General features: G+C 65.3%; 8 protein-coding genes and 1 pseudogene. 4 read left to right on the plus strand and 5 right to left on the minus strand.

Annotation, left to right across the window (positions count from 1 at the left end):
• The 3 genes and pseudogenes from VMD50_RS11850 to VMD50_RS11860 all read right to left on the minus strand — a co-directional run.
• Positions 1-1,632 (minus strand): DUF3556 domain-containing protein (locus tag VMD50_RS11850; protein WP_325427945.1); only part of this gene is annotated, 1,632 nt, incomplete at its 3' end.
• Positions 1,633-1,688: 56 nt separating this feature from the next.
• On the minus strand, positions 1,689-3,155 hold the full coding sequence (locus VMD50_RS11855) for a class I adenylate-forming enzyme family protein (protein ID WP_325427952.1): 1,467 nt from the start codon (positions 3,153-3,155) through the stop codon (positions 1,689-1,691).
• 322 nt (positions 3,156-3,477) lie between these two features.
• A pseudogene (locus VMD50_RS11860) lies at positions 3,478-5,136 on the minus strand (ABC transporter ATP-binding protein/permease); the annotation flags it as partial.
• Positions 5,137-5,480: 344 nt separating this feature from the next.
• Here VMD50_RS11860 and VMD50_RS11865 point away from each other — a divergent pair.
• Complete coding sequence (locus VMD50_RS11865) at positions 5,481-6,764, plus strand: PucR family transcriptional regulator (protein ID WP_414686050.1); 1,284 nt, start codon at positions 5,481-5,483, stop codon at positions 6,762-6,764.
• A gap of 52 nt (positions 6,765-6,816) precedes the next feature.
• Here the strand turns inward: VMD50_RS11865 and VMD50_RS11870 are convergent, their stop codons facing one another.
• On the minus strand, positions 6,817-7,977 hold the full coding sequence (locus VMD50_RS11870; RefSeq protein ID WP_325427947.1) for an acyl-CoA dehydrogenase: 1,161 nt from the start codon (positions 7,975-7,977) through the stop codon (positions 6,817-6,819).
• A gap of 521 nt (positions 7,978-8,498) precedes the next feature.
• Between VMD50_RS11870 and VMD50_RS11875 the strand changes: the two genes are divergently transcribed.
• The 3 genes from VMD50_RS11875 to VMD50_RS11885 are packed head-to-tail and all read left to right on the plus strand — an operon-like array spanning position 8,499 to position 11,221.
• Positions 8,499-10,187 carry a PHA/PHB synthase family protein gene (locus VMD50_RS11875; protein ID WP_325427948.1) on the plus strand — a complete coding sequence of 563 codons (1,689 nt, stop codon included), beginning with the start codon at positions 8,499-8,501 and terminating at the stop codon, positions 10,185-10,187.
• A 24-nt stretch (positions 10,188-10,211) separates the two neighbouring features.
• Complete coding sequence (locus VMD50_RS11880; protein ID WP_325427949.1) at positions 10,212-10,397, plus strand: hypothetical protein; 186 nt, start codon at positions 10,212-10,214, stop codon at positions 10,395-10,397.
• A complete protein-coding gene (locus VMD50_RS11885) occupies positions 10,394-11,221 on the plus strand; it encodes an alpha/beta fold hydrolase (protein ID WP_325427950.1) in 828 nt (275 codons plus the stop codon). Before VMD50_RS11880 ends, VMD50_RS11885 begins: the two co-directional genes overlap by 4 nt.
• A gap of 121 nt (positions 11,222-11,342) precedes the next feature.
• Here VMD50_RS11885 and VMD50_RS11890 read toward each other — a convergent pair.
• On the minus strand, positions 11,343-14,532 hold a 3,190-nt coding region (locus VMD50_RS11890; protein WP_325427951.1), incomplete at its 5' end, for an ATP-binding protein.

Here is a 14,532-nt window from a genome sequence, read left to right on the forward strand (position 1 = left end):
CTTGTAGTGCTGGACCTTGCTGCCCCAGCCCTGCGACTCCACCCACGCGACCACCAGCTCACCGGGCTCGAAGCCGACCTCTTGCTGCACGGCGGCGATGAGGTCTTCGTTGTGCAGGTGTCCGTCACCGAAGTTGAACCCAATCAGCGAGTTGCAGAGGAACTCCGCCTCGCGAACTGTGCGGGTGTCGATGTCGGGCAGGTTCTTCAGCAGCACCGAGAACAGGCCGCGGCCCTGGCTGTGCATGGTGCGCCAGGCGAGGGTCGACTGCAGGGTGATCTCGGCCCACTGCGGCTCGTAGCCAAACTCGATGAACTGGTCGAGCTGGTTTTTCGCGGAGCGGGTGACCTTGTCCAGCTTGGCCTCCGACCCAGGAGCGAACGCCCACACCGCTGAGGCCCAGTTGCCGGCGTACTGGCGCATCGAGGGCAAGAACGACACTTTGTCGGGACGGAAGTTGCCCAGGATCGGGAAGAACAGCAGCGCGGCCACCACGGCCACGGTCAGCCACGGCGAGGACATGTTCGTCACCGCGAAGCCGTGCCAGGCCGGAAAGCCGAGGAACAAAAACACCGTCGCGTAGGCGAACAGCACGTTCCACTCCAACGGCACCGCGATCGGGAACGTCGAGACGATGAACAGATGGAACGCCACCATGAGCAGCGCAGCAGGCACCGTGAGCCACGGCCACGGCGAGAACAGCAGGGTCAGCGGGGCGATGATTTCGACGGTGGTGCCGGCGACGTGGGCCATCAGGTCGGCCACCCGAGACGGGCGCAGGTCGCGGGGGAAGTCGCGGTAGTGCGCCCTCTTGACCCACTTGAACGGAACCGACGGGCTGTTGCTGACCATCGGCGGGATGACGTTGGCGAAGTGCTTGCCGAACTTCGACACCCCGGCGCCGACCCAGACCGCCACGATCAGCAGCTTGAGCGCGATGATCATGTCGCTGAACGGGAACGCCGCAAAGATGATCAGCGCCGGCAGGTACTGCTCGCCGCGTGCGCCCAGGAACACCGTCTTATCACGCAGGCCCATCAGCACCAACAGCACGATCGGCGCGATGAGCAGCGCCGGGTTGACCAAACCGGAGGTGTTGGCCGGCATCACCGCCGACAGCGAATCACTGTGCACGCCGGGCGAAAACAGCGCAACCGCGACGCTCGCGAGCAGCGTGACATACAGTGCGACGTCGAAACGGGTGCGCCGGTCACCGGCGGTGAAGGGCACCCACTTCCACGGCCGTAGCCGGATGGTGCCCGGGCGTGCCCAGAACAGGACGCCCCCGGTCATCGGCTTGACCTTGCCGGCAAGCGGACCCCACGATCCGGCCACGTTCAAGAGCTCGAGCAGCACCGTCCACAAGATGGCCTTCTCGTACACGATCGGCTGGTTCCACCATTGTGAGACATGCCAAAACGCGGGCAGCCCCGACGTCAGCGTGGCCACCAGAATCGCGCCCAGGGCGTAGAACAGCACCAGCTTGGTGATGTAGATGGTGTGAATCATCCGTGGCGATCCGAAACCGTTCTCGGCCCAGTTCAGCGCCAGGATGCGCATCCGCTCCATCAGCGGCTTTTGCAGGAAGGTGTCCGGATCCACGTCGGGGAATTCGGGTTTGGTGAAGCTCATCTCTGCTCTCCTATATGTGTGTTGGGTGGGTGGTGGATGGTTGTTGTGGTTTGGGTTCAGTGGGTTATGGCGAGCCGTTGCCGCAAACTGCGTTTGTCGAGCTTTCCGACGGCATTTTTCGGCAGCTCATCGAGGATCGTGATCTCAACGGGCAGTTTGTATTTCGACAACGACTCGGTTAGGTGCTCGCGGATCAGCTCGACTTCGAGTTGCTTGCCGGGATGCAGCGAGACGAACAGCACCGGCTCTTCGCCGTAGACCGGATTGGGCCGGCCGACGACCGCGGCGTCGGCGATCTGCGGCAGCTGGTGCACCACGGCTTCGATCTCGCGGGGATAGATGTTCTCCCCGCCGCGGATGATCATGTCCTTCGCCCGGTCGACCAGGACCAGATAGCCGTCCTCGTCGAAGCGCCCAACGTCGCCGGTGTGCAACCAGCCGTCGACAATCGTGTTCGCGGTCTCCTCGGGCCGGTTCAGATAGCCGCGCATCACGTTGGGGCCCTTGATCACCACCTCGCCGGCCTCACCGTCGGCTACCGGTCGCCCGGAGGCGTCAACGATCCGAATCGTCTGGCCGGGCAGGGGCAGTCCGACGGTGCCCGCCTTGCGCTTCCCGTGCAACGGATTGACGGTGCTGGCGCACGATCCCTCCGACAGACCGTAGCCCTCGATGATCGGGATGGCGTAGCGTGATTCGAACCGCTCCAGCAACTCCTCACTGGCCGGTGCGGCACCGCAGATGGCGAACCGCACTGACGAAGTGTCGGGTTTGACGTCCTCGGACAGCCCGGACAGCATCGTGTAGATCGTGGGCACGGCTGAGAAATACGTGGCGCCGCTCTGTTCTACCCTGCTGAAGAACTTCTTAGGGCTGAAGCGGCCGGCGACGGTGATGCACCCGCCTGCCAGCAGCGGCGAAACAGTGCCGATGACGATCCCGTTGACGTGGAACAAAGGCAGGATCAGCAGGCTGTGGTCGGTACCAGTCAGCGCGAACACGTCGATTACGTTGCGGCACATCGCGATCAGGTTGGCGTGATCCAGCATCACACCCTTGGGCCGGCCGGTGGTCCCGCTGGTGTAGATCAGCAGCGCCAGCGCGTCATCGTCAAGGTGCGCCAAATACAGCCGCCCGTCGGCGGGTTGCGCGGTCAAGTCGCTGGCGATGACCACCGGCCGTCCGCCGGTGTCGAACTCGGGGGCGGTGTCGACGATCACCACCCTGGCGTCGGCGTCGGCGAGCTGATACTGCACCTCTGCCGGTCGCAGCGAGGGGTTGATCGGTGTGACCGCCGCACCCAGCCGCCACGCCGCGAACAGCGACACGACAAAGCTGGCCGTATTGGGCAGCATGATCGCCACCACGTCGCCGCGCGACACACCGAGTCGGCGAAGTGATGCGCCCGCCCGGCGCACCGCCTCCAGGAACTGGCCGTTGGTCAGGCTGACGTTGTCGTCGGCGACGGCGGGCCTCTCGGGATCCATTGCCGCCCGCAACTCGGGCAGTGCCCGGAGGTTCATGTGTTCTCCTGGATGGGTGTCGAAATGTGACATGCGATAACGGTAGGAATTCAGGTGAGCCACGCCATCGTCGTTGATCGCTGAAGTTAGGTCCGGCTGTTGTCCTCTGACGACAGCACGGCCACCGCAAACGACACTCGGCGCAAACTGCATACAGGACACTCCCTATAGAAGACATCCCCGGCCCGCGGGGATCGGCGGATAGTACGAAACCCTGCCTGGTGCAAGAGGATCCGCCTAGAGGACCATGAATGGACATCGTGCAGATTCACGCGCGGGCGACCGCGCTCGGGCTCGCTAGCGGCTGGACGGCGTGTCGCATTTACCCGTGGGTCAGGCGGATCTTCCACCGTACGAAGCCGGCGTAGAACAAGCTGAGGACGGCGAGCATGACCATATCGACCAGCCACGCTGACGGCTCGTGTATCCAGTGCCGGTCCGTGGGGGCCAGCGGCCGGGGTTCCAGCAGGGATAAATTGGCTGTCGAGGCCGCGGCGGCGAAACCCCAGCGGGCCGGTGTGGCCCACGACATCTGGTCGAGCACCAACCGGTCGGTCACCGGGATCATGCCGCCGGAGAACACCAGCTGCGCCATCACCGAGACCACCAGCATGGGCATGATCTGCTCGTTGGACCGAGCCAACGCCGATAGCACCAGGCCCAGGACGGCCGAAGCAACGCAGGTGGCAGCGATATCGACGAACAATTCCAGGCTAGGACTGCCCAGAAATACCGCACCCCGGGTAGGGGCGCCCTTGCCGTACACCACGATCGCGGTTAGGACCAAGGACTGAATCACCGCGGCGGTGCCATACACGCAGATCTTGGCCAGCAGATACGCCCACGTCGACAGGCCGACGGCCTGTTCGCGCCGGAAGATCGCGCGTTCGCCGATCAGGTCGCGAATGGTCAGCGCGATGCCCATGAATGCCGCGCCAATGTTGAGCAGCCCCAGGATCCGCCCCGGCTCGTCGGGGTTGTCCCCGAGCGGATTGGGCATGCCGAAGCCGACGTGCCCGGGCACGGCCAGCGAAAGCAAGCCCAGGATGAACGGAAGCACCGCCAAAAACGCAAAATATCCGCGGTCGGACACAATCAGCCGCACTTGGCGGCGCGCGATTGTGGAGAACTGTCGCCAGAGCCTGGTGCGCACCGGCTTGCTGGGGTAGGCGCGCTTGTCGGGCTCCGCTGGCGTAGGCAGAGCTGTGGTGCGCTGCCGGAAGCTGCGGTGCACCGCGTCGGGGTCGGCGCCGACTTGCGTGAAGATATCGGCCCAGTCGGTGGTGCCCATCGCGGCGCCGATCTCGCATGGGGGCCCGCAGAACGCCGTCTTGCCGCCGGGGGCCAACAGCAGCACCTGATCGCACACATCCAGGTAGGTCAGCGAATGGGTAACGACGATGACGACACGGCCGGCGTCGGCGAGCTTGCGCAGCATGGTCATAACCTGCCGGTCCAGCGCCGGGTCCAACCCCGAGGTGGGTTCATCGAGGATTAACAGCGACGGGCCGGTCAGCAGCTCCAGCGCCACCGATGCGCGTTTGCGCTGCCCGCCGGACAAGTTGTGCACCCGGGTCTGCGTGTGATCGGTCATCTCGAGTTCCGCGAGCACCGCAGCGGCCACCAGATCGCGGTCTTGTTTGCCGGTGTCCGACGGCAACCGCAGCTCGGCGGCATAGCCGAGGGCCTGCTGGACGGTCAGCCGGCAGTGCACCACGTCGTCTTGGGGCACCATTCCGATCCGACTGCGCAGCTCGGAGTAAGCGCCGTGGACGTCGTGGCCCTCAAAGGACACCGCGCCCCGGGTCGGCCGCATCGCCCCGGCGATCACCTTCGCCAGCGTCGACTTGCCCGCACCCGAGGGCCCGATCACCGCCGTCACCGTGCCCGGCCGCGCAGAGAACGACACATCGTCCAGCAGGGTGCGCGCGCGACCGATGGTCAGGCCGACCCCGCGGACCTCGAGGCCACCGATCCCGGTGGCCGCGTCGCCGACCTCGACGTCCCCGGGGATGACGATGTCGCAGTCGCCGGCGAGCAGGTCCGTCTCCATGGCGTCGAGTTCGGTCTCGTCCGGCGCAAACTCAGTTGTGGTGACGGTCAACGGATTTCCCCTCTCAACGGCGGCGCGATCCTGCTAGCGCCGACCCGAATACGGTGCCGCTGCCTGGCGGCGGCGGTGTGATGTGCAACAACGCTACGAATCGGCGTGAGGCTTGACACCGTCGTCGTTCCACCAAGAAGCGTCCGGCTCTTGTCGACCGGCGCCAAAGCCCGCACAGGGAATTCGCACCACGCAGTAGCCGCAGGATCTACCGTCGTAGGGTGAGCAATTCTCGCGTCAACAACAAAGTCGATGTGAGCCGCTACGTCGCCGAGACCGCAGTCCGGCTTAACGATCGACTCGCCGAGGTGGCCTCGCAGATCCGCCGCACCCTCGAGGACGACATCCCCGAGCTGCGGGCAGACGCGGGCCTGGTCGAGCTGCTCGGCACCAGCGTCGAGGGAAACGTGGACACCATCGTGCACTCATTGCGACACGACATCGCGGTGGAACGTGTCGAGGCACCAACTGCGGCACTCGAATACGCGCGGCGGCTGGCGCAACGCGGCGTCCCGGTCAACGCGCTCGTCCGCGCTTATCGTCTCGGCCAGCGCCGGCTGACCGAGATCGTGTTCGACGAAGTACGCGCGCTCGATATCGAGCCAACAGTACGTTTTGCCGTTATCGAGGCGATCGGCGCGATGCTGTTCGAGTACATCGACTGGGTTTCTCAGCAGGTGGTTGTCGTGTACGAAGGCGAACGCGAGCGATGGCTGGAAAACCAGAACAGTGTTCGCGCGCTGCGGGTTCGGGAGATTCTGGCCGGAAAGAGCACGATCGACGTCGACGCGGCAACCGAAGCGCTCGGCTATCCGATCCGATGGCATCACCTGGCGATCGTCGTGTGGTATCCCGACACGGGGACCGAAGGCAACGAAGTCGCCCGGCTCCAGCGGTTCGTTCGCGATTTAGGCAGCGCGGCCGATGTCGGGTCCAGTCCGCTGTTCGTCGCCGCTGACCGGATGTGTGGATGGGGGTGGTTGCCGTTCCGCGCGGCCGCTTGCGATGCCGTCGAGGAGGTCCGTCGGTTCACCGTGGAGAATTCTGGTTCGCCCAGCGTCGGGATCGGAACAATGGCCGCCGGTGTCGAGGGCTTCCGCCGCTCGCACCGCCAGGCGCAGGCCGGCCGCGACGTCGCGCTGGCTCGGGGTGAGCAGGGGTCGACGGTTATCGCGGCCGCCGACGCAGGGCTGGCGGCGGCGGCGCTTTTGTGTCACGACATCGATCCGGCCCGGGGGTTTGTGGCCGAGGTGCTTGGCGATCTGGCTGCCGATAACGAGAACGACGCCCGGCTGCGGCACACCTTGCGGGTCTTTCTGGGGTGCGACTCCAGCTACAAGCTGGCCGGCGAAGAACTCCACCTGCACGTCAACACCGTGAAGTACCGCCTGGGTCGGGCGATGAGCCGGCGTGGCCGCCCGATAGCCGGCGACCGGCTCGACATCGAACTGGCGCTGCTGCTGTGCGACTGGTACGGCACGGCGGTCCTTGCCGGGGATCGTTAGCCACCGTGGGCGTGCACTTCATCGGTCGAAACTGTGCCGCCGGTCGGTGCGGCTACTTCAGCAGTGCGCGTGCCATGACGACGCGTTGAATCTGGTTCGTTCCTTCATAGATTTGGGTGATTTTGGCGTCGCGCATCATCCGTTCGACCGGGAAATCACTGGTATATCCGGCGCCGCCGAACAGTTGCACCGCGTCGGTGGTCACCTCCATGGCCACGTCGGAGGCAAAACACTTGGAGGCCGAGGAGATAAAGCCCAACGCCGGCTCGCCGCGCTCGGCCCGTGCGGCGGCCGTGTAGACCATCAGCCGGGCGGCCTCCACCTTCATCGCCATATCCGCCAGCATGAACTGCACACCTTGAAAATCGCTGACCGACCGCCCAAACTGCTTGCGCCCCTTGGTATAGGCGATCGCCGCGTCCAGCGCGCCCTGCGCGATGCCGACCGCTTGCGCCCCAATGGTCGGGCGGGTGTGATCCAGCGTCGCGAGCGCTGTCTTGAACCCGGTGCCCGGCTCACCGATGATCCGATCACCGGGAATGCGGCAGTCCTCGAAATACAATTCGGTGGTCGGCGAGCCCTTGATGCCCAGCTTGCGTTCCTTGGGCCCGACGCTGAACCCGTGGTCGTCCTTGTGCACGATGAACGCCGAGATCCCGTTGGCGCCCTTGTCCGGATCGGTCACCGCCATCACCGTGTACCAGGTGGACTTGCCGCCGTTGGTGATCCAGCACTTCGCGCCGTTGAGCACCCACTCGTCACCGTCGCGGCGCGCACGGGTGCGCATCGCGGCCGGGTCACTGCCGGCCTCGCGCTCCGAGAGCGCATACGAGGCCATCGCCTCCCCTGACGCCAGCGTCGGCAGCACCTGCTTCTTAAGCTCGTCCGAACCCCGCAATATCAAACCCATCGTGCCCAGCTTGTTCACCCCGGGGATCAACGATGCCGACGCATCAACGCGGGCCACCTCCTCCATCACAATGCAGGTCGCCACTGAATCCGCACCCTGCCCGCCGTACTCCTCGGGCACATGGATCGCGGAAAACCCCGACGCGCTGAGTGCCTTGAGCGCCTCCTCCGGGAAACGCGAATGTTCATCGACATCCGCGGCGTAAGGCGCGATCTCCTGCTCGCACAGATCCCGCAACACCGCGCGCAACTCGTTGTGCTCATCAGGCAGCCTGAACAGATCGAACGACGGATTACGCGTCATCGGGATATCCCTTCTCATGTTGCTTCGCAATGGTTGGAATTCCAATTGCCGCGGTTAGCAACGGGGTGGCGTGCTGGACAACCGGCCTTTGGGTTCAGCAAGACCGTAGCGAGCGTGGCTGGTCTTTGCCGGGTCGCCAATCAACCAATTCCGGAGATCGCTTTGTATTCCGGAGACAACGCGCTCGGTTCGGGGCGCGATGCCCCAGCGGCGGTCATGGTCGCGGCTCTCACGCTCATCGGTCAGCGACAACAGTGAGGATGATCTTCGTTCCCTGCGGCCGATGGCCGCGGCCTGATCGAGATCTAATCTGCCAGGCATGGATTGCAACATGGTGCAGGAAACGGGTCGCTGCCGTTGCCGGGAAGCTGCCGGAGCGCACCGATGAACTTGTGGATCTGCTTGCCGGCGCCGCCGCGGACTGAACTGGTAGTCGCACGCGACGGGGCGCTGCGGATTGTGATCGACGAGGGAAAGCTTCTGTCCCGCAACGGGACCGGTCTGTGAGGAGGCATGACACCATGGTGACCACTAGGGGCGCTGACGAGTTGGCGGCGCCGTTGGATTTGTTGTTGACCAGTTCGGCGGTCGGTATTGCCGAGCGGATGATGCCCAACACCACGTGGAGCAGGTTCGCCCTCAACCTCGCCCGGCAGCCGGGTACGGTGGCGTCCCGCGCGGCAAGTCTGGGCCGGGAATTGGTGTCGATCACCGACGGCCGCTCGGATCTGGCACCGGGCAGGGGCGACAGGCGTTTCGCCGATCCGGCGTGGCAAGGCAATCCCTTGCTCAAGCGCACCATGCAGGCCTATCTGGCCGGCTGCACCACGGTGGATGAGTTGTTTGCGGATGCGCATCTGGATCGGCGCGACGCCGAGCGGATCCGCTTCGCGTTAGACGTGATCACCGAGGGCCTCTCGCCGAGCAACAACCCGCTGCTGAACCCGCTCGGATACAAGGCGCTCATCGACACCGGGGGGCTCAGCGCGGTGCGGGGGCTGCGGCACTTCCTTGTTGACATGGTGTCGGCGCCGCGGGTGCCGTCGATGGTGGAACCCGACGCGTTCACTGTGGGGGAGAACGTCGCCGCCACCGCCGGCTCGGTGGTCTTTCGGACCGAGGTGTTCGAGCTGATCCAGTACACCCCGCAGACCGACAAGGTGTATGCGGTGCCGCTGCTCATGGTGCCACCGGTGATCAACAAGTACTACATCCTGGACATCTCGCCGGGGCGCAGCATGATCGAATACTTCCTGCGCCAAGGCGTGCAGGTGCTCGCGATCTCGTGGCGCAATCCCACCGCTGAGCACCGCAGTTGGGGGTTTGATACCTACGGGCGCGCGATCCTGGACGCGCTGGACGCGGTGGAGAAGATCACCGGCTCTGATCGCACGCATGTGCAGGCGTCCTGCTCGGGCGGCATCCTGGCGGCGATGACGGCCGCGCACCTGACCGCGGCCGGGCAAGGCGACCGGTTGGCCGGCTTGACGTTGATGGTGACGGTGCTCGATCAGCACAAAGCCGGTGTCGCCGCGGCAGCCATTGACGCGGAGGTGGCCGACATCGCGGTCGCGCTCTCGGCCCGGAAGGGATATCTGGATGGCCGGTTCTTGGCCGAGGTGTTCGCCTGGCTTCGCCCGAACGATCTGGTGTGGCGCTACTGGGTGAACAACTATCTGGAGGGCAAGTCGCCGCCGGCCTTCGATGTGTTGTTCTGGAACGCCGATACCACCCGGATGAGCGCCGCGCTGCACCGCGACCTCGTGATGATGGGGGTACACAATTCCCTGGCCACCCCGGGCGGGGTCACCATGTTGGGCACGCCGGTGGATCTGGGCGAGCTAGGCGTTGATTCCTATGTGGTGGCCGGGGTGGCTGACCACATCTCGCCCTGGCAGGCCTGCTACCGCAGCGCGCGGCTGCTGGGCAGCACGAACCGCCGCTTCGTACTGTCGTCCAGCGGGCACATTGCCGCGCTGGTCAACCCGCCGGGCAATGCCAAGGCCAGCTACTGCGTCGCCGACGCCGAGCAGCCCGATCCGGCCGCCTGGGCCGACTCCGCCGAGCAGCACGCCGGATCGTGGTGGCCGGACTACGTCGCCTGGCTGGCCGAGCGCAGCGGCAACAAGAAGGACGCCCCGGACTCGCTCGGCGGCGCCGGCATGATGCCCGTGGAGCCCGCACCGGGCAGCTACGTACTCCAACACTGACCTCCGAGGACCGAAAGACTCGTTATGACCATCCCTCTCGACAAACCGACAGATCTGCTTGATGATGTCGCCCACCGTTTCGACACCGTCTCCGTGCGGAACGCGCACCAAAAGACCTCGGGTGTGGAGTCGGTGTTCGAGCTGACCTACGACATCGACGGTGCACATCGCTCCGCCTGCGTTGCCGATGTCATGGTGCCGCAACCATGAACGCGTCAGCGTCCAATCGGGCCGGCATGGACCGTCTCATTCCGGTGCTGGGGCAACAGATCCGGGTCAACGTCCGCACCGGCACGGGGGTGCCGCTGGTCTTGTGCAATGGCATCGGCGCCAGCCTCGAAGTGTTGGATCCAGTGGTGGCACACCTTGATCCGGACACCACCGTGGTGCGGTTCGACGCACCCGGAACCGGCGGTTCACCGGGTTCACCAGTGCCCTATGGGTTTCCCTACCTCGCCGCAGTACTGCGGCAACTTTTGCGCAAGCTCGATCTCAACACCGGGGCGGTCGATGTCCTCGGGTTGTCGTGGGGTGGCGCGCTCGCACAGCAGTTCGCCTTTCAGAACCCACGCTACTGCCGGCGACTGATCCTCGTCTCCGCCGGGAACGGCATCATCATGGTGCCCGCCAAACCGGGTGTGCTGGCCAAACTGCTCACACCACGCCGCTTCCTCGACCACCAATACGCGGCCTCGATCGCCGCTGACCTCTACGGTGGGACGGTCCGCACCGACCCGTCGGTCGTCAAGCGCTTGTTCGACCGCCAGCTGATGGCCGGCTCCCGCGTGGGATATCTGCATCAGCTGCTCGCCGGTTCGGTGTGGACGAGCATCTTCGCGTTACCCATGATCCGGCAACGGACAATGATTGTCGCCGGACTCGACGACCCCGTCGTCCCGCTCGCCAACGCCAGGATCCTGGATCGGCTGCTCCCCAATTCGACTCTGCATCTTCACTCCGGCGGACACGTCGATCTGATCACCAACGCCGCCGAGCTCGCACCGGTCGTTGAGTTGTTCAGACGGATGTATTAGAGCGCGCGAACACGGGCTGCTTTGTGTCGGGGACGATGTCGTCGTCGCTATTTCCGTCTGGATGGGGTGGCTTTCGACAGGACCGATTGTTATCAATTCGGAATGATTCCGGCCGAGGGTTCTAGGTGAGAACGCGGCGGGCCCGCGCCACTTCGGGCATGGTGCTGTCGGCCGGCATTCGGTTGACCGCGTCGATGAGTGCGGCACGCGCCAGCTCGCCACGCGACTCGAAATCGTCGAGCGCCGCGCGCAGTTCGAACAAGAACGCGCCCTGGCGGTGGGCCAACTCGGCGGCGTCCGCCAACCCTTCTGCGCGTGCGTCGAGATCGGCGAGTGTGTGGGCGCGAATCCGCAGAAGTTCGGCGTCGTAGTAGTGTTCGTTGCTGTCGTCAGCCCTTTGCAGCGCGGCGTCGAGGATCCGGCGCGCGTCGTCGCATTTTCCGGCGGCGATGATCAATCGAGCTCGTACGCACTCTAGGAAACCCCGGTAGATAACGATTCCAGAGATGCGCCAGGCCTCGTCAAGCGACTCGGTAATGGTGGCGACGTGCGCCAACAAAGCAGGACGGTCGGCGGTTGTCGCCTGCGCCAGTGACGTCAGCGCGCTTGCAGCCACCTGCTCGGCGGCGCACATCAGTCGCCATCCATCGATGCCGTAACGATCGGACCATTCGATCGCATCAGCCGCGAGAGTGGCGGCGTCTTCGAGCTGGCCTGCCTCAATGCACGCCCAGGCCTGGAAGAAGCCCGCGTAGGCACGGCTCCAGGGGCCTTGCGGAAACCCGAGGCGATCGGCCCTGGCCGCCGCGCGGGAGAGCTGTGCTTGCGCGCCGGCCAGATCACCATGAACAAGGCAATCCAAGCCGAGGACTTGAAACGCCAGCGCGAAGGGATCCGCAGGTATGAACCACCACGCCAGGTAGATCTCCTCGCCGTCCGACGTGGCGAAGTCGCCGATCGCCTCCTGGACGCGACGTCTGCCGGCGTCCATATCCCCGCGGAACCACGCCAATATCGCCAGGATCGCATCGACGACGGTGCGGAAAAAAGGTCGGCCTGACTCTGGCGCCGTGCGTAACGACTCGAACACCTGAGCGGTACGGCGCAGATCTCCGCGGGTGAAGTAATACGCCGCGACAGCGATGAGCGTGGCGACAAATTCGTCGTCGCACAGGTCCGTGCCGCACAACTGTAGACAGCGTTCGAAGTCGGCGGCCGCGGCCTGGCATCCCGTCCCCTCGGCGGCGGAGGCGAAGAACCCGCGTTGTAGCCGCAAGACCCGCTCTTGGCGGTCGCGGTCCTCTCCGGGTGCGGTCCCGTCAAGTCCGGCCAGTGCGTGTGTGAGGTAATCACGCGCCTCCGCCACGGCGCCGCGGCGCCCGGCGTCGGTTGCCGCCTGTTGGTAGGCCGACGCGGCCGCGGCGTACCGTTCGGCGCGTTCGTAATGGCCGGCGACGACACGCCAGTCGGGTTGGCCACCGGCCGCATCGTCGACGAGTACGTCGGCGACCCGAGCGTGCAGTTCGCGTCGGACGCTCAGTGGTGCGAGCTCGAGGCCGACCTCCCGCAGCAACTCGTGGCGGAACCGCCATCGGTCGACTCCGCACGGCTCGAGCACCAGGGCGCGTTCGAGTTCGTCGATGGCGTCGTCGACCTCGTCGGCGCTGAGAGCGGACGCCCTGGTCAGCAAGCCCCGCTCGACGTGTCGGCCGATGACAGCGGCCGCCTCGACCACCGGGACCACGTTCGCACTGGAGCGCAGCCTGGCGAACAGCGGCTCATACAGCGCCTCGGGAACCGAAGGCTCATCTCCGCTGTGATTATCGAGTCTGGCCACGATCTGTTCGATGTAGAAGGGAATCCCGTCGCAGCGGTCGTGCACCGCCGCCTTCTGCTCGGCACTGATCATGGGGTTTAGTGCGGCGATCAGCTCGTCGGTTTGCTCATCGGTCAACGGTGCCAGGTCGAACACTTTGACTGGCCAAGCCTCGGGCAGCCATCCCCCGGGCCGGCCAGTAATGACGATGAGCAACTTGCCCGGATGCGCGTCGAGCAGCGCACCCAGTACGTTGAAGGTCGACGGGTCGAACCAGTGCGCATCCTCGGCAACGACCAGGGCCGATGCGTCACCAAGACAGGCGTGCAGATACTCATGCACCGCCGCGGCGATCAGGTCCTGCAACTTACGACCTTCGGCGGGCACCGGTGGGTAGCCGTGTTCCGGCGCGATGCCGAGCACCGGCGCCAACAATGGCACGGTGGTTGCGGGATCGAGACCGCAGGCGCCAATCTCGTTGTGTAACAAGCGCAATCGCTCAGTCATCTCGGTGGAGCGGTCAATGCCGCATCGACGTTCGATCAGGGCCCGCACCGGGTGTAGACCCACATCCGTGTGGAAGGGCGACCCGGCCAATTCGAGCACGACTGCGCCCGAGCGTTCCGCGATATGCGCGGCGGCGGCCGCCAGTCGGCTCTTGCCGATCCCGGGTTCACCCCGAAAGACGAGCCCCGGCACACTGAGCGTGCCTGCCTCGGCGCGCGCCCAGCTCCGTTCGAGACGTGACGTCTCGCGCGCTCGGCCCACCAACGGACCACGCCCCACCCGCGAGGACCTAGTCCGCTCACCCACCACTCGGTAATGGGCGATCAATTCCTCTATACCTTTCACCGGCGCGGGGGGGCGATCCTCTAAGTCGAAATGCTTGCGGACCAGCGGCTCGACCGCGCCGGAGACGACCACCCTCCCTGGCGGGGCAAGTCCCGACACCCGTGCGGCCAGATTCGCCGCTAAGCCGTACACGTCATCTTGGGCGGTGTCCAGATATACGAGGCCACGATGAACCCCAACGCGCACCGTGATGTCCACGCCGAGCTGGCGCTGCGCCTGTTCACTGAACCGCTGCACCTCCCGGGTGATCTCCAGTCCGGACTGCACCGCGCGGCGCACATCGTTTTCGTGCGCGATCGGGTGACCGAACACGACCAGTAGCCCGTCGCCTTTAGTGGAGCCGATATGCCCCTCATAGCGGTCCACGATCTTCAGCACCAGTTCGTGGTAGCGGCCCACCAGCAGTCGATAAGTCTCCGGTTCGACCCGGGTGGACAACACCGTGGAATCCACCAAGTCGGCGAACAAAATCGTCAACCGCCGGATCTCACCGTTCACAGTTGGAGCGGCTGCCAGCAAGTCCTCGGCCTCGGTGTTGTCGCGGTCAGTGGCCAATATCTGCCCCGCTAGCGCCGTCGCAGCCGCCCGATCACCACGGTTAATCGCCGCCACCGCCCGATCCAGCAATTCATCAATCGACGCC

Origin of the sequence: Mycobacterium sp., assembly GCF_035506235.1 — a bacterium.
GTDB lineage: Bacteria > Actinomycetota > Actinomycetes > Mycobacteriales > Mycobacteriaceae > Mycobacterium.

What these genes read in the sequence shown, in the direction of transcription:
- VMD50_RS11855 (WP_325427952.1), bottom strand. Translation starts at nt 3,155, where the DNA reads ATGAACCTCCGGGCACTGCCCGAGTTGCGGGCGGCAATGGATCCCGAG.
- VMD50_RS11870 (WP_325427947.1), bottom strand. Translation starts at nt 7,977, where the DNA reads ATGACGCGTAATCCGTCGTTCGATCTGTTCAGGCTGCCTGATGAGCAC.
- VMD50_RS11875 (WP_325427948.1), top strand. Translation starts at nt 8,499, where the DNA reads ATGGTGACCACTAGGGGCGCTGACGAGTTGGCGGCGCCGTTGGATTTG.
- VMD50_RS11880 (WP_325427949.1), top strand. Translation starts at nt 10,212, where the DNA reads ATGACCATCCCTCTCGACAAACCGACAGATCTGCTTGATGATGTCGCC.
- VMD50_RS11885 (WP_325427950.1), top strand. Translation starts at nt 10,394, where the DNA reads ATGAACGCGTCAGCGTCCAATCGGGCCGGCATGGACCGTCTCATTCCG.